A 15,602-nucleotide genomic window follows, 5' to 3' on the forward strand; every position below is an offset into this window, starting at 1 on the left:
TACTATGTATATCTTGTTATTTTAAAAGTTCTTAATGTTCCTGCAGAGCCGGCTACAACAAATGCATCATCAGTAATAAAGCAGGCCGGACTAATCCCGCCGGAATGATTTTTTACAGAACCGAGGTATTGCATATTTTTATGATCCCATATACTCAGGGCTTCTTCTTTACCGGTGCAAAGCATATAGGATTTATTAATAAGAATATGGCTTATCTCATCCATTTCAGCCTGTCTGAAAGTCTGAATTTGCTTTGTTTTTATATCTATACGGTATAGCTCTCCCCTGTAGCCAGCACCTATCAGAATATTATCATCTGAAGAAAAAGAAAGAGCCCGCACTGCTTCTTTTAAACTCAGGGTATCTTTTGTATACACATCTGCTACTGAATGTATATAAATTTCTTTTTCATTCCAATATGCAAAAAATTCTTTATCAGTTGAGATACAAAGTCCCTGAAAATTCTCAGAATACTCTTTCCTTCCTATATTCCAACTATATAATACTTTTTTGGTTTGAATGTCAAGACAGGCTATTTTTCCCTCTTTTGTAGAATAAAGGATGGAGTTCTCCTTATTTGTATAAGCACAGGATACGATCCAATCCCTGTCCTTATATTCCCAGATGAGCTGATTATCTTTCCAAATTCGAATCCGGCCATCCCAGGCTGTACTTAGAATTTTCTTATCATGAGATATTTGGATAGATGTAATGGAACTTGTATGGTAGGATTCTATACGTTTTTGCTCAAGAGTATTTTTATCCCAAAAGAACACATAGCCTTCGCTATCGCCGGATAGGATTTCATTTTCCATAACCGCTACTGAATAAATAAGAGACTTTTGTCCTCCGAGCCTATGTTCTAATCGCTCAGTCTCCGGATTCATAACGAGAATACTTCCATCATAGCTTCCGGCATATATTTTTTCTTTCCATTCTGAATATAAAGCAGCAACCGCAATTGTTGGAAATTTTTTAAAACCCAGGATAAGTTCTGCTGTTTTTGTGTCTCTGAATTCTAAGAGATTATTGCCGGCAAGAAGAATTTCACTATTTCCCTTAATTAAGGAAAGAATTAGACCCCGACCAAAAGAAAAGCCTGGATATTTATACTCAAGTATAATCTTTTTTGTATCAAGTTCCAGTACTATAAATTTACTATCGTATCCTATCAGTAAATAATTCTGATTGCTAAAATATTCTAAACTCTTAATACCATAAGCGGGTATAATAGACTCAAACTCTTCTTTTACTTTACCACTATTCAGGCAATATATTTTCGCAGTCGAAGAACAAAATAGATCCTGTTGGGATTTATTTACAGCAAAAGGATAGTTATCATAAATATAATTTCCCTGAAAACTATATATTAGCTGTTTTGAATCCAGATCATATACTTGAATTGTTGAATCTTTTGAGGAGGAACAAATTCTTTTTTCACTTAGAGGGATAATCTGAAAGACTTCATCTTTATGTATAGAAAAAGTTGTAAAAGTTTCATTTAGGATTTGAAAAATTTCTACATTTCCTTTTTTATCACCCAGAAGTATTTCATTCTCTTTGCAACTATGAGAGATGCAGGTATAAGGAGCATGGTATTCCTTATGTTCTATTTTCTTGATAAGTTTATTTGTGTCCATATCCCAGAGGCAAATACTCGAATCAAAGGAGATACTTATAAGCAATTTTTTATCTTTCAATTCCAAAAGACCATTAATTTGGCTCTGGTGTCCGCTCAGGTTTTTTTGTTCCAGAATTTGTATCTGTTCTTTTTCTAAGGTTTTTTCTCTGTACTTAAGCCGGTTTAATTTTTCTAAGTTCTTATAATCAGGATGAATATGAACTTCCGAAAGAATCTCATCTTTTACTATCAGCATAAGTGTAAGTCCATATTTTTTTTCTAACTTTTCTTTCTTCTTAATTTGTTTTTTAGTTATAGTTTCCCCTATTTTGATTCCGGGAAAAACCTCTACCTGGTAAGGATCAAAATGATGCTTTTCTTCTAATCTCCGGGCTTGAAAAGATTTTAAAATCAGTTTTTGAAAACGCAAGACTTTTGCTGATGGACTCGCTCGAAACATTTTTCCAAACCGCACATTGGCTTCGAGAACCATTCCTTTCTTATAATAATAGTATGTGCAAGAATAGGATACTGAAGCACCGGTGCTCGCATCAAAGCTATCCTGGTATTCTTCTTTTCCTAAATATTCTAATACTCTATCAATTGGCTCTCCTAAAAACGCATATAGTTTCCAATCGGTCTTTGGTCCGGCTTCCTCTTTTATAATATTCCGGGTAAGCTCCTTTTTATAAGGAATTAAAAGTCGAAAACCGGCTACCCGGTAATTTCTTGTTGTGCTGTAGGCAAAAAGGGGTGGTAAGGAAAAGGCCCGATGATTTGTCCTGTGCAGTGCTTCTGATTCATAGGGATCATCAGAAAGATTCCATCCGCTGCTTGCATTACCCACATCAGAAATGGAACGATAAATTCCAGCCTCTTCTAAATAATTCCATTCCCCTCCGTAAATGAAAAGATCCTGCAAACCGTTTTTACTTATAAAACCTTCGTATTTCCCAAAAGAGATAATTCGGTTTTTATTCCCTTTAACTGTACCCGAATCCCTATAACCCATAGTACTTTCCGGGTCTTCCCAGTAGTAAGAGTAAGGATAAGTTTCTATTGTAAATTCAAATTTATCTAATGTATCCGAATCAGGGTATAGGTAAGATTTCTCGCCTCTTAATGCAATTTCCCACTCTTCTGCGGAAGGAAGTTTTAAACCAAATTGCTTTGCAAATAAGTGGGCTAAATCATAGCTAAATGTTAAAATGGGATCTTCTTCAATTTTATCTTTAAGAACTTTTCTCCAACCCCGGTGAATTCCATAGCTTAGCTCCCGGATATAATTATATTGATAGGCTTCCAATTCCTCTTCAGGTATAAGTTTTTTTATTTCTTTACTATATTTTGATTGTAAAATATGTTTCCAATGACTCAAATGAAGAAGGGTTCTACTGATATAGAATCCTTCGGTTGAAATTCTTTTATCCTCAAGATAGGTATAGTAGTCGTACTGATCTGTAAAAAGCAAAGAAGCTTCCTGTGTTTTTCCAAGTCTGTAAGTTCCGGCAGGAACGAAGGTAAATTCCATACCAAGGATTTCTCCCCATAAAGCTATTTCTTTTTGTAGGGCTGGCATGGCTTTCTATATATATGCTTTAATGGAAAAGTCAATTAGAATAAATTCTAAAAAAAGAAATAAAAAAACCGGAAGTATTAGCGAGCCATTGAAAGACTCGCTTGCTTTGCCTTAGCCAAGAAGGGTAGTAACTTTTTCAAAACCAATTCGGTTTATAAAATTTCCAAATCGTTCATCTTTTATTCCCGAAGCTTTCCACTCGGAAAAAAGTTTATCTAAAATTTCTTTTATGGACTCAAGGTTTGCTTTTTCGGCTATCTGGGTAGCGATCCTTGTGCCTTCCGCATCCCCTCCGATAAAGACTGCATATTTTCCACCACTCTGTTGACCTACAAGCCCAATTTCTGCTGTATAGGGTCTGGCACAACCATTCGGACAACCTGTCATTCTAAGTAGAGGAGCTCTTTTTTTTAAGGAATGTTTCTCTAAGAGAGCATTCACATTTTCTAAAACTTCAGGTAAAAACCTTTCACTTTCGGTTAGAGCCAGGCTACAGGTAGGGAGTGCCGGGCAGGCAAGGGCCCTGTCGTGTAAAGGAGAAGGGCTATAGGGATTTACATTTTTCTTCTGCAAATAGTCTTCAATTTTAACCTTAGCTTGTTTCGGTATATTTAATAAAAGTAGATCCTGATCCGGACTCACCTGAACGTCCAACTTATATTCAGAAATAATTTCTTTTAAGGTCGTTTTTAAAGGAATATTCGGAAAATCTTTAATTCTTCCGGAAAGAATGTGGAAACCGAGAGAGTAAGTTCCGTTTTCACTTTCCTGCCAACCGAGGTAGGAAGGACTATTCCATGCAGGAAGTTCTTTTTGTTCAAATTTAACACCGCTTTGATTCTCAACTTCTGTGCGAAACCAATTGAGTCCTTTATCATGCAAAACATATTTTAAACGAGCGTGTTTTCGGTTTGTTCTATCTCCGTAGTCCCTGTGAACTTTAACAATAGCTTCGGAAACACTTAGGAGATCCTTTTTTTGTATCCATCCAATATAATCAGCTTTTCGGGGAAAGGTCTGGGGTTTTTTATGGGTCATACCGAGTCCTCCACCTGCAAAAACGTGGAATCCATCTATTGTCTCATCAGGAGAGTAGCTTGCAGCAAATGCCATATCATTGGTATAAATATCTATTGTGTTATCCCCTACTTCTGTAACGGCTATCTTAAATTTTCTGGGTAAATAAGATTTTCCATATATAGGCTCTTCTGTTTCCAACTTTAACTCTTCTTCATCCAACCATATTTCTGCATAGGCTCTCGTCTTGTATTTAAAATGATCAGATAAGGTTTCTGCCACTTCATCGAGTTGAAAAAGACGCTTTTTTCCGAGAGGATTCATGGCCTGAGTTACATTTCGCACCACATCACCACAGGCACCCATGGAAGACTGAGATATGCTATGCAGAGTTTGCATTACACTCTTTAAATTTCCTTTTAGAAGACCGTGTAATTGCAGGCTTTGTCGGGTCGTCAGTCGAATAGCAGAACCGGCATATTTATCCGCCAATTCATCCCAGACAAGATATTGTTCAGAGCTCAGCCGACCTCCGGGTATTCTTCCTCGTATCATGAAGGTAAAAATTTTCTTTTCAGGAGGAATATCATTTCCCCTAAGTTTTTGCTGATATAAGCCGTGAAACTTTAAGAGTTGCTTATCTTCTTCTTCAAATCCATCCGAATCAGTCTTGAGTGTTTCTGCGATAGTTCCCCGTAACTGTTTAGATTCCTGCTTAATAATCTCTACTTGTTCCAATTCCTGTGACATTAAAATCCTCTGAATTATCTTATTATTTTTCTACAGTAAAATATTTATATTCAAGTTCTCGAATAATACCTTTTAAAATATCCGACCTTTTCTGTGCGTTTGGTTCTATGAGTTTAATTTTCGTTCTTAAATCCATAAGTTTTTGAAAATCCTCATCGGACTCTTCCGGAATGAGTTTCTCCAAAGTTCTTTTTAGACTTCCGGAAAGACCGGCAAATTTACCATCAGTTGAAAGGGCTATGCGAACCGGTCCCCTGTCGAATACTGCTGCGGAGAAGAAATCGCAATGAAGGGGATCGTCTACCGAATTTGCCCAGATTTTATGTTTTTTAGCTAAATCAGTAATACTCTGATTTACTTTAGAATTATTTGTTGCACTGAATAAAAGATCTATTCCTACTAAATCACTTTCTTTAAATTCCCTTTCCATATAATCGAGGCTACATTGTTCCATTTTGAAAGATTTTATTTCCGGAAGAATTATTTTTCCTACTACACTTATACAGGCACCACTGCTTGAAAGACTATAAAGTTTTTCAAGGGCTACCTTTCCTCCACCTACAATTAAAACTCTTCGTTTATGCAGGTTTAAAAAAATAGGAAAGAGTTTATTCTCTCGATTCATAATGTTTAAAAGTTCGAGACTTTTAGAAAACTCTTATATTCTAAATTTTCTATATTTAGTGCAAACTTTACAACTTCTCCTATCACAATAATACCGGGACCGGTAGTCTTTGGTCTATTCCCGTTTATTGCCATATTTGAAAGAGATGAAAAGCTCATGGTAGAACCCGGAAAACTTACATTTTCCATGATAGAAATAGGAGTTTCCGGTTTAGCTCCATAGTGAATTAAAATATTCGCAATATCTTGAATACGATTCATTCCCATAAAAATAACAATTGTACCTTTGAAGTCTGCAAGTTCCTTCCATTCAGAAGGACTTTGTTTAAGTATTCCGTGTCCATTTAAGTATAAGACTTTTCGGGATAGACCTCTATGGGTAAGGGGAATTTGAAATTGTGCAGAGGCTGCCTGGGCAGAGCTAATACCGGGGATTATCTCGTAGGGAATTTCGTTCTCTATAAGGGCCAGAACTTCCTCCCCTCCTCTACCGAAAAGAAAGGGGTCACCCCCTTTCAGACGAAGCACTCTTTTACCACGTTTGGCTTCTAACACAAGTAAGTGATTAATTTCTTCCTGGCTGTGAGAATGTTTACCGCATCTTTTTCCTACAAATATACTTTCTGAAGATTTCGGAAAAAGTTCCTTATAGGATTCGCATAAAAGTGCATCATAAAGAATAAGCTCAGCTTTTTGAATAGCTTTAAAACCTTTCAGGCTAATTAGCTCCGGGTCACCCGGCCCGGCCCCTACAAGGCTTACAAACCCTATATCCACGTTTAGATTCCTTTTCCTGTTATAACCCCGGCCGCAGCGGTCAGGTTTGTTGCTTCATCAATCAAGATAAAACTCCCCGTTTCACGGTTAATTCGGTATTCGTCATACATCACGGGAGACGCGGTGCGTATTTGAACCTTGGCAATATCATTTAAATGCAATTCCTTATCGTTTTGGACTTCCTCAAAGGTGTTGATATTGATCTTATGAGCAATCGTTTTTAAAATACATTTAACCCGGTTACTGGTATGTTGAAGTATAAAACGAGAATTTTCACCAATTTTACCTGTATCCATCCAGCAAATATAAGCAGTAATATCCTGTTCTTTTTGTGGCTGATTTTCTTTTTGAATAATCATATCACCGCGACTGACATCAATATCATCTTCAAGAGTAATTGTTACCGACATAGGAGGAAAGGCTTCCTCAATTTCTCTTCCTGAAAAATGAATCGCCTTTATCTTACTTCCAAAACCGGAAGGTTGCACAATAATGGAATCTCCTTTTCTAAAAATACCACCGGCAATTTGTCCTGCGTATCCTCTAAAGTCCTTATACTCTCCTGACTGGGGACGAATCACAAATTGGACGGGAAACCTTCCTTCTACAAAATCATAATCACTTTCAATATGCACATTTTCTAAATGATGCAAAAGGCTTCTTCCTTCATACCAGGGCATATTCTTTGAGTGCTCCACCACATTATCACCATTTAAAGCACTTACCGGTATAAACTCTATATCTTTGATATCGAGTCGAGCTGCAAAAGAATTGAACTCTTCTTTAATCCTATTAAAGATTTCTTCTGAATAATCTACCAGATCCATCTTGTTAATGCAAACCACGATATGAGGAATTTTTACCAAAGATGCAATGTAAGAATGCCTGTAGGTTTGTTCTATCACACCTTTTCTGGCATCTACTAAGATGATGGCAAGGTTAGAATTTGATGCACCTGTAATCATATTTCTCGTGTATTGAATATGTCCCGGAGCGTCTGCTATAATGAACTTACGCTTATCGGTAGAAAAATACTTATAGGCCACATCAATTGTAATGCCCTGTTCTCTTTCCGCTTTCAGTCCATCGGTCAAAAGAGCCAGATTGAGAAATCCCAACTTTTCACTGCTTCTCTGGATTGCTTCCAATTGATCCTGAAGTACAGAACCTGTATCATAAAGCATTCTTCCAATGAGAGTACTTTTTCCATCATCCACACTTCCGGCGGTTATAAAACGCAGTAATTCCATCAGAAATATCCTCCTCTTTTTCTTTCTTCCATGGCAGCTTCGGAACGCTTATCATCCAGTCGGCTTCCCCTCTCAGTTGTTTTGGATTCACGAATTTCCGAGATAATATCGTCTAACTTATCAGCCCTCGATTCTACAGCAGCCGTACAACTCATGTCACCAACGGTTCTAAATCGAACTATCATTTCTTCCGGCTTATCATTTTCATCCATATAGATATAATCAGAAACCGGATAGATAAGACCATCCCTATAAAAGCATTTTCGTTTATGAGAAAAATATAAAGAAGGAAGTTCTATATTTTCCCTTTTAATGTAGTTCCAGACGTCCAATTCGGTCCAGTTGCTAATAGGGAAGATACGAACATTCTCACCTTTATGAATCTTTCCATTATATAAGTTCCATAATTCCGGTCTCTGAAGACGTGGTTCCCAGCTTCCGAACTCATCCCTTACAGAAAAAATTCGTTCTTTAGCCCTGGCTTTTTCTTCATCCCGTCTCGCACCACCGATACAGGCATCGATCTTCAACTCTTCTATAGAATCCAGAAGAGTCCTGGTTTGCAGGGCATTACGACTTGCGTATTTTCCACTTTCTTCTTTGACACGACCCTTATCAATAGAATCCTGAACTAAACGCACAATCAATTTAGCTCCAATCTCGGCAACCAACTTATCTCGATACAAAAGAGCTTCCGGGAAGTTATGGCCTGTGTCTATGTGCATAAGAGGAAAAGGTATCTTAGCCGGCCAGAAGGCTTTTTTTGCCAGATGGATCAGGGTAATCGAATCTTTACCACCGGAAAAAAGAAGCACCGGGTTTTCAAACTGGGCAGCCACTTCTCTCATAATGTAAATAGATTCAGATTCTAATTCTTCCAGATAATCTAATTTATATGTACTCATATGATTCACCGATTTAAGAATGTAAATGAAGACCGCATTCTTTCAGGCCTTCTTTTTCCCAGTACCAGCGACCGGAGCGTATATCCTCTCCCTCTTTAACAGCTCTGGTACAGGGTGCACAACCAATACTCGGGTAACCTTTTTGATGCAGGCTATTCACAGGAACCTTGTTTTCCGAGATATAGTTTTGAACTTCTGTGAGACTCCAATTTAGGATCGGATGATATTTAATAATTACATTGGATTCATCCCATTCAAATTTAAGTAAATTTTTCCTGTTCTCATTTTGCTCAGAACGAATGCCGGTAATCCAGATATGATAACCGGAAAGAGCCCTTTTTAAAGGTAAGACTTTACGAACATGGCAACACTCCTTGCGGCTCTCCACAGAATCATAAAAGCTAAAGGGACCTTTTTGGGTAAGTAGATTCTCTACTTCTTTATGATCAGGAAAAATAACTTCAATCTTTTTCTTATATTCGATATTAGTCATATTTAAAACTTCATACGTTTCTTCAAAATGACGACCCGTATCGAGGGTAAAAACGCGAATTGGTAAATGATTCTTGAATATGATATCTGTAAGCACCTGATCCTCCAGACCAAGGCTTGTAGAAAAAGTTACCTGTCCGGAAAATTCTTCTGCTAAATACTTCATCCCCTCTAAGGCTGAGAGAGAGGAAATTTCCTCGTTTAAATGACTGAGTAATTCTTCTACTTCTTCTTTCAGTATTTCTTCTTCTTCCAATTTGTTCTCCTAAATTTCGTATTCCGGATGAGGAACCACTTCTCTTCCAAACTTCAATTTGGACCAGACTCTCTCATGCGTATAGTATAAGAGCATTTTTGTAAATAGCTCGGCAAGACCGATAGAAAAAGCTGCTTTCGGGCTTCCGGTCAATAAAAAAGAAATGAGAATCGTATCCATCGTTCCTGTAATTCTCCAGGAAATGGCTTTAATGACACTGCGTATGGGTTTTTCTTTGATTTCTACCAGTCGTTCATCTTCCATGGCTTCATACCACTCTGTTATTTTAATCTGTTATTTAATATAACAGATTATTTGTCAACTAAATTAGAGGATAATCAACTTAATTCCATTTTTTTTATTTGCGGACAGGGAAGAAACCGAAGAACTGGTTATATGAATCAATTACAGAGTTTAAAGTGTATTATCTGGGAAAATAACCAGCTTCAGTTACTGGATCAGCGTTTGCTCCCGGCGAGAAAAGTTTTTATAAATTGCAAAAGCCATGAGGATGTTTTTGATTCCATTCGAAATATGGTGGTAAGAGGAGCTCCAGCTATAGGTGTAACTTCTCTTTTTGGCCCGGTTCTTTTCTTAAAATCTCAAACTAAGAAACCTTCCTTCGAAGAGTTTCAAAAAGTTTTAAGCTACCTTGAATCAGCGAGACCTACCGCTGTAAACCTCAAACAGGCACTGGACAGCCTGATTCAGGAAATTCCAGAAGAGACTTACGAGGCCCTAAAATTATCCGAACTACAAGAAAAAACCGAATCTTTCGCTATAAACTTCTATAAAAAAGACCTTGAGACAAATCAGGCGATTGCCCGTAATGGAAGCAAACTTTTCTATATCTCCCAAAAGAAACTTTCTATCCTAACACATTGTAATACGGGAGCCCTGGCGACTGCCGGAATTGGCACCGCTCTCGGAGTAATCCGAGCCCTGAAAGATGAGGGATTTGAAATAACCGTATATGTAGACGAAACCCGACCCTATAACCAGGGTTCTCGCTTAACTGCCTGGGAATTGGAAGAAGAAGGCATTCCCTATTATCTCATTGCAGATAATATGGCCGGCTGGTTAATGAAAGATCGAAAGATTGATGCTATCATCGTTGGTGCCGATAGAATTGCCCTCAACGGGGATACAGCCAATAAAATCGGAACCTATCCGCTTTCTATTATCGCCAGGGAGCATGGTGTTCCTTTTTATGTAGCAGCTCCTCATACCAGTTTTGATTTACAGATAGAGTCCGGCGATGAGATTATCATAGAAATGAGACCGGAAGATGAGCTAACCCGCATGGCTTTTTTAAAAAAAGAAGACGGAACACCAGTAATACCGCAAGGAGTAATAGCTCCTATGGGAGCAAAAGCTCTGAACCCTTCCTTTGATGTTACTCCGGCTAAAAATATCAGGGGAATCATCACGGATAAAGGAATCATCCTTCATCCGACAAAAGAATCTGTACTTTCGGTTTTACAACCTTAGTCTGCTTTTGATTTCTTATGCTTGCCGCTGATGGCTGTCATGGCGGCATGATCCTGACCGGGAAAGAAATTCATCATAAAAGCACTCTGCTCTTTACTGATTCTTTCGACCTGTCTCCTGTATTTAATGACAGTTCCCGGGAAAGCTGTATTTCTTACCACCAGGTTCACTTTCTCAAGGTTAAACCTTCCGGTTTTCAGATCCTCATGCTTGGCAACGAGCATTTTATGCATGTTTTCACGTTTTTTGTATTCTTCAAAAACCTTTTGAAACTGAAGCTTTCTCTGGTTATCCAGCTTTCCTCGACTTTTTTGAATAAAAATTTTCATTTGCTGGATTTTAGGGATAACTTTATCCAGCTCTTTCTCGGAAAGTTTAATTTGCTCCTGTAACTCGATGAATAATCTCTCGTTCTTGTAATGAACTCCGGTTTCTATATGAACGTTTAAACCTGCATTAGAACCCAGATTATGAGCAGAAAGACCGCCGTAGCAGGTAATCTCCGAACCGATGATTGCATTTGATTTCCCGGTCATAATTACACTACCGAGGGTATAAATTTTAGAATTTAAAATGGAGAAATCAACATAGACATCTCCATCTACTTCCAAAACGGAATTCTCTATAAATTTAGACCTAAGACTCCCCGCAACCTTAATCACTCCTTTCGAATTGGTCTTAATCCCACCCTTAACCATAAGATCTCCTCCAACAACTACCTGGGAAGTCTCAATGTTCTCGGAAACAAATAAATTGCCGGTAGATTCTACCTTCGAACCGTCTTCAACCGTACCCCGTATATTAATGGTTCCATCAAATGTTATATTACCTGTAGACAATCCAACATTTGAATTGATCTCCAGCTCCGGGGAAACAGAAATAGAACCTTCCTGTGCGTATAAAACTCCATCACAGGTAGCAAGATAATCGGTATATTTTAAAACTTCGGTAAGTTCTGTATACTCTTCTCTGTCCTGAGAGTTAATATTTTTTCCAACGATTAGCTTGGGCCTGTCAATAGGAGGAGCCTGAATCAGACCTCCTTTTACATCCCTGCCCGGCTTTCCGACAAGACCGTGAAAAACCGTCGCAATTTTTTCACCGGTTTTTATAGAAACATACTTATCTATATTTCGGAAGTCAGCTGAACCATCATCCTTAATCACTACTCTCTGATTAATCGGGAAAAAATACTTTAACCAGCCATCACGTCCCTTCTCGGGCTGCTTCCCACGAGATACAAGAGTTTTGATAATCCCGGGCTTGGACTGCCCCGACTTCATGCGATTGATTTCAGCAAAGACATAATTAATGGAGGTATAATCAATTAAATCGGGATCTAATCCGGAGCGGGATAAAAATTGTTGAACCATAGGAGAAGAAACTTCGTCAAGTTTTATAGACTCTGCATCTATAATTAAATGGGCAGACATTAAATCTTTTGCAATATCGATTGTAAAAAAAGTAGTCGGGTCAAGTGACTTTTTACCGCCTACCAATCTTTCTCCCGGATCTTCAGGAACCTGCTCTTCGATATTTTGCTTTTCTTCCAGTTCTTCGTTTTGTGGTTCTTCTGTTCCCATATTCTACTCTTCGGCTTATAACTTTATTAATCGATCCTATTCAGGAAAAGTTTTTATAAAAATAAAAGCAAGCTTTTCACCCTATCGTATTTTTAGACGATAAATTTGTAAAGAAATATCCAAAACCATTTGCTAATCCCGGAACTTCTTTTAATTGTTTATACATCGGCAGGGTATCTCCATGGGATAAAAGCCCGGTTATCTCCAGGAGAAAGGGTGTTTTTCTCTTTTTTAATTCGATTGCCAACTGAATACTTTCTTTTTCTGATAAGACAGCGTCACTTTCCCCGTGAAGAATGGCAAGAGGAAGTTTTAAATGATCCAAAAAGTATATAGGGGAAAGTTCTCGCAAAAGTTCCGGACTGGATTTTTGAATTTTTTCCCCTAATTCTTTTCTGAACAGGGAATTTTCAAAAAAGTCTTTTATAAAACCCTTATCTTCATCTTCTAAATTTTGCCAGAGCTCCGGGGCTTCTAACTCACCCTTTCCTCTTCTGAGACCGTTATCGAGAGCCGCTACAAAAAGAAATTTTTTAAGTTCCGGGCTCACATCTTGAATCCTATCCAGATAATTATACAAAAGAACCAGACCGGCATAATTGTCTTCTTCGAAATGCTCCAGCACATAGGGAATTACAGTTTCAAAGTCCGAGTAAGCTCCTAAAATTAAAGCAGCATTCACTAAACCCTGAACTCGGCTGTCCGCAAGAGCTACAAGGCCCATTCCTCCGGAAAGACTAACCGAAAAAAAGCCCAGTCTATCTACAGCAAATCGATGGGGCTCATGTTTTATGGAAAGAATACAATCTGTTATATTCTCTATAGACTCAGGAATTATTTGTAACTGCGTAATTTCTTCTAATTCCGGGGTAAAAACAACAAAACCGAGGGAGGAAAGATTTCTGGCAAGTTCGACAATTCTCTCATCTTCGATGCCTCTTGCACTTAAACCGTGTATCAATAAAATACCCGGAAGTTTTTCCGGTTCCGGATCCATAGGGGTATAGGAAAAAACCCTGTATTCCTTTCCTTCCCGGAGGATAGAAGTTAAAAAAAATTCCTCAGTAAAAATCTGAGCACTATTGAGAATACCCGCATAGCGAAGCACAAACGGAAGGGCTTTTAAAATATTCCCAATAGAAAACACAATTAATCAACTTTATAGAGCCTGTAATTATTCGGTCCAACGGCAATGGCTTCATTCAGGGTATTTAAAGCCCTTTCATACCATTTCTGAGCCCCTTTCATACCTGAATGAAAATCAGCTGCTCCTACACAAATTTCAACTTCTCCCAGATCTTTTTTCATCTTAGGAAGAATTTTACGCAGGGATTTACTGAACTTATCCCTTCCTTCAATATCCAGAAACAAACCTATGGTATCCACTGAAATACGGTAAGCTTTATACCCATTTCCAACGTATTCCGGTAAACTAGCCGTTAAAACGGAAAAAGTTCCCGTTACCTGTTTGGATTTCAAGATTTTAATGAGGGTTAAGTTTTGAGGATGTGCTTCCTGGAACCTCTGGTTTAAATCCTGGTAAAAGTCTTCCAGATTATAGAGAGAAGGTTCTCGCTCTTCAGTATGGGTAATGTTTTTTGTTTCGTATAATTTTCCGGAATATTTTTTTATGTCCGGCCAGACCCTCGCAATATCAATCTGCTCTACCGGAGAATCGAAGCAAAACATAACAGCTCCAAAAAGCTGGGAATTATATAAAATGGGTAAAACTGCTTCTGTGTGCTCTCCTGAATAAGCTCCCTGTTTTTTCTCAAGATGTTCCATCATATCTTCCGAGATTCCGATGCTTCCTTTTCCATTTGTTTTTTGGATCAAAGCTCCCTTCAGTTCCATATAAGAACTAAGTGTTTCCTCTTTGATAAATAAAATCACCATCCTACAGGGAATCGAGGCAGACATAAGGTGCAAGAATTCACTACAGGTATCATCAAACTCGGAATTCCCGGTAGAAAAAACATCCGAATGACCCAGGTCAAAAGCTTCACTTTTAGCTGAAGTTTTCAGGTTATAGTCTTCATCTGAAATAGGCGAATAAAGAGAATCCGTATCAAAGATGGATTCACTTTCTTCAACTGAAGACAACTTCTCCTCTTTAAGTGTTTTCTTCTCCATAATGGGCTTATCTGATTTTAGCCAGGTCTTGACACTATTCAGGAAACTTTTCTCTCTGTGATCGGTTTCTGCTTTTGATTCGGGCATGTCCTGCAAATTGTAGCCCATGGTAGGAAATTTCTTTTCCTGAAACTTCGAAAGAATAAAAACCAGAAGTAGTAAAGTACCGAGGGAGATTACAAACATAATACTACCCCAGAGATAAATCTCATTTTCGGAAGGACGGTTTAGTGCTTCCGGATACAGAGAAAAACTTGCAAAAAAACAGATTGTATATATAAGAGCCTTTAGAATTACTGCCATTATATACTAAATTACGGCAGCACTGCCTGGATTCAATAGATTTTCCTTTTAAAAATATAAATAATTATTCCCCATGAAGCTGTATAAAGACTTAGCCGAATACTACTACCAGATTGAAAGTCCGGGACGAAACTTCTCAAACGAAGTGACATTTATCCAAAGTCTTCTGGATAAAATGGGCATAAAATCTCTTCTGGATATGGGCTGTGGTACCGGAGAACATATCAACGCTCTTCAAAATTTCGGTTTTACCTGCCATGGGATTGACTCCTCTCCTGAAATGATAAAAACAGCCCAGAAACGGTTTCCGCAGGGACAGTTTGAAATAGGTGATATCCGCTCTTTTATTGCTGCGAGACAGTTTGAGTGCATTTCCTGTCTTTTTGGTACCTTCAACTACCTGATTGAAGACAAAGATATTTCCTTTGCCTTAAGAAATATCTGGAAAAACCTCGGGCGTTCCGGTCTTTTTCTTTTAGAAGTCTGGAATGCTTTTCCTATTCAACAAATTCAAAGAAAACCTATTACTACTGTCAGTACTTCTCGCATAGGAGAAACCATCATTCAAAGGAATCGAGGTTTCCGCTTAAAGGAAGACCCGAATCAGGAAAAAATTCTTGTAGAAGTAAATTTTGTCTACAACCTTGATGAAAAGGTGATCAAAGACAGACACATTATGAGAGTTTTCTACGAAGAGCAAATTACAAAGCTTTTAGAAGAACACAAGTTCAGAATTTTGAAGGTATTCGGAAATTATTTGCAAAAACCTTTTGCACAAACGGATAGTCGTATGGTTATATTAGCTCTTAAGCAATAGGTAA

13 protein-coding genes are annotated in these 15,602 nt (G+C 38.0%); 2 read left to right on the plus strand and 11 right to left on the minus strand.

Annotated elements, in window-relative coordinates; genetic code table 11:
* Positions 1-2: 2 nt before the first annotated feature.
* The 8 genes from H7A25_25080 to H7A25_25115 all read right to left on the minus strand — a co-directional run bounded on the left by H7A25_25080 (position 3) and on the right by H7A25_25115 (position 9,535).
* Complete coding sequence (locus tag H7A25_25080; protein MCP5503195.1) at positions 3-3,200, minus strand: SUMF1/EgtB/PvdO family nonheme iron enzyme; 3,198 nt, start codon at positions 3,198-3,200, stop codon at positions 3-5.
* Positions 3,201-3,311: 111 nt separating this feature from the next.
* The gene (locus tag H7A25_25085; GenBank protein MCP5503196.1) at positions 3,312-4,973 is read right to left on the minus strand and encodes an NADPH-dependent assimilatory sulfite reductase hemoprotein subunit; all 1,662 of its coding nucleotides are present in this window, start codon (positions 4,971-4,973) and stop codon (positions 3,312-3,314) included.
* A gap of 16 nt (positions 4,974-4,989) precedes the next feature.
* Positions 4,990-5,592 carry a bifunctional precorrin-2 dehydrogenase/sirohydrochlorin ferrochelatase gene (locus H7A25_25090; GenBank protein MCP5503197.1) on the minus strand — a complete coding sequence of 201 codons (603 nt, stop codon included), beginning with the start codon at positions 5,590-5,592 and terminating at the stop codon, positions 4,990-4,992.
* Between the two features lie 5 nt (positions 5,593-5,597).
* The gene (cobA, locus tag H7A25_25095; protein ID MCP5503198.1) at positions 5,598-6,368 is read right to left on the minus strand and encodes a uroporphyrinogen-III C-methyltransferase; all 771 of its coding nucleotides are present in this window, start codon (positions 6,366-6,368) and stop codon (positions 5,598-5,600) included.
* 2 nt (positions 6,369-6,370) lie between these two features.
* Positions 6,371-7,618, minus strand: a complete 1,248-nt coding sequence (locus H7A25_25100) for a 50S ribosome-binding GTPase (protein ID MCP5503199.1) — start codon at positions 7,616-7,618, stop codon at positions 6,371-6,373.
* Positions 7,618-8,523 (minus strand): sulfate adenylyltransferase subunit CysD, encoded by a 906-nt coding sequence (gene cysD, locus H7A25_25105; GenBank protein MCP5503200.1) that lies wholly within the window; start codon positions 8,521-8,523, stop codon positions 7,618-7,620. The genes H7A25_25100 and cysD overlap by 1 nt, the downstream gene beginning before the upstream one ends.
* 13 nt (positions 8,524-8,536) lie before the next feature.
* Positions 8,537-9,253 carry a phosphoadenylyl-sulfate reductase gene (locus H7A25_25110; protein MCP5503201.1) on the minus strand — a complete coding sequence of 239 codons (717 nt, stop codon included), beginning with the start codon at positions 9,251-9,253 and terminating at the stop codon, positions 8,537-8,539.
* A 27-nt stretch (positions 9,254-9,280) separates the two neighbouring features.
* On the minus strand, positions 9,281-9,535 hold the full coding sequence (locus H7A25_25115; protein ID MCP5503202.1) for a DUF2061 domain-containing protein: 255 nt from the start codon (positions 9,533-9,535) through the stop codon (positions 9,281-9,283).
* A 132-nt stretch (positions 9,536-9,667) separates the two neighbouring features.
* Between H7A25_25115 and mtnA the strand changes: the two genes are divergently transcribed.
* On the plus strand, positions 9,668-10,762 hold the full coding sequence (gene mtnA / locus H7A25_25120; protein MCP5503203.1) for an S-methyl-5-thioribose-1-phosphate isomerase: 1,095 nt from the start codon (positions 9,668-9,670) through the stop codon (positions 10,760-10,762).
* Here the strand turns inward: mtnA and H7A25_25125 are convergent.
* The 3 genes from H7A25_25125 to H7A25_25135 all read right to left on the minus strand — a co-directional run bounded on the left by H7A25_25125 (position 10,759) and on the right by H7A25_25135 (position 14,781).
* A complete protein-coding gene (locus H7A25_25125; protein MCP5503204.1) occupies positions 10,759-12,345 on the minus strand; it encodes a DUF342 domain-containing protein in 1,587 nt (528 codons plus the stop codon). The two genes, mtnA and H7A25_25125, sit on opposite strands and share 4 nt — an antisense overlap.
* Positions 12,346-12,421: 76 nt before the next feature.
* Positions 12,422-13,492 (minus strand): hypothetical protein, encoded by a 1,071-nt coding sequence (locus H7A25_25130; protein ID MCP5503205.1) that lies wholly within the window; start codon positions 13,490-13,492, stop codon positions 12,422-12,424.
* Between the two features lie 2 nt (positions 13,493-13,494).
* Positions 13,495-14,781, minus strand: coding sequence for a hypothetical protein (locus H7A25_25135; GenBank protein MCP5503206.1), 1,287 nt, complete (start codon positions 14,779-14,781; stop codon positions 13,495-13,497).
* A gap of 73 nt (positions 14,782-14,854) precedes the next feature.
* On the opposite strand from H7A25_25135, the gene H7A25_25140 reads away from it, so the two are divergent.
* A complete protein-coding gene (locus H7A25_25140) occupies positions 14,855-15,598 on the plus strand; it encodes a methyltransferase domain-containing protein (GenBank protein ID MCP5503207.1) in 744 nt (247 codons plus the stop codon).
* Positions 15,599-15,602: the final 4 nt, after the last annotated feature.

The sequence above is a fragment of the Leptospiraceae bacterium genome (genome assembly GCA_024233835.1).
Lineage (GTDB): Bacteria > Spirochaetota > Leptospiria > Leptospirales > Leptospiraceae > JACKPC01.

Coding starts and splice junctions, on each gene's coding strand:
- H7A25_25080 (MCP5503195.1), bottom strand. CDS start 3,200: ATGCCAGCCCTACAAAAAGAAATAGCTTTATGGGGAGAAATCCTTGGT.
- H7A25_25090 (MCP5503197.1), bottom strand. CDS start 5,592: ATGAATCGAGAGAATAAACTCTTTCCTATTTTTTTAAACCTGCATAAA.
- H7A25_25100 (MCP5503199.1), bottom strand. CDS start 7,618: ATGGAATTACTGCGTTTTATAACCGCCGGAAGTGTGGATGATGGAAAA.
- cysD (MCP5503200.1), bottom strand. CDS start 8,523: ATGAGTACATATAAATTAGATTATCTGGAAGAATTAGAATCTGAATCT.
- H7A25_25115 (MCP5503202.1), bottom strand. CDS start 9,535: ATGGAAGATGAACGACTGGTAGAAATCAAAGAAAAACCCATACGCAGT.
- mtnA (MCP5503203.1), top strand. CDS start 9,668: ATGAATCAATTACAGAGTTTAAAGTGTATTATCTGGGAAAATAACCAG.
- H7A25_25125 (MCP5503204.1), bottom strand. CDS start 12,345: ATGGGAACAGAAGAACCACAAAACGAAGAACTGGAAGAAAAGCAAAAT.
- H7A25_25135 (MCP5503206.1), bottom strand. CDS start 14,781: ATGGCAGTAATTCTAAAGGCTCTTATATATACAATCTGTTTTTTTGCA.
- H7A25_25140 (MCP5503207.1), top strand. CDS start 14,855: ATGAAGCTGTATAAAGACTTAGCCGAATACTACTACCAGATTGAAAGT.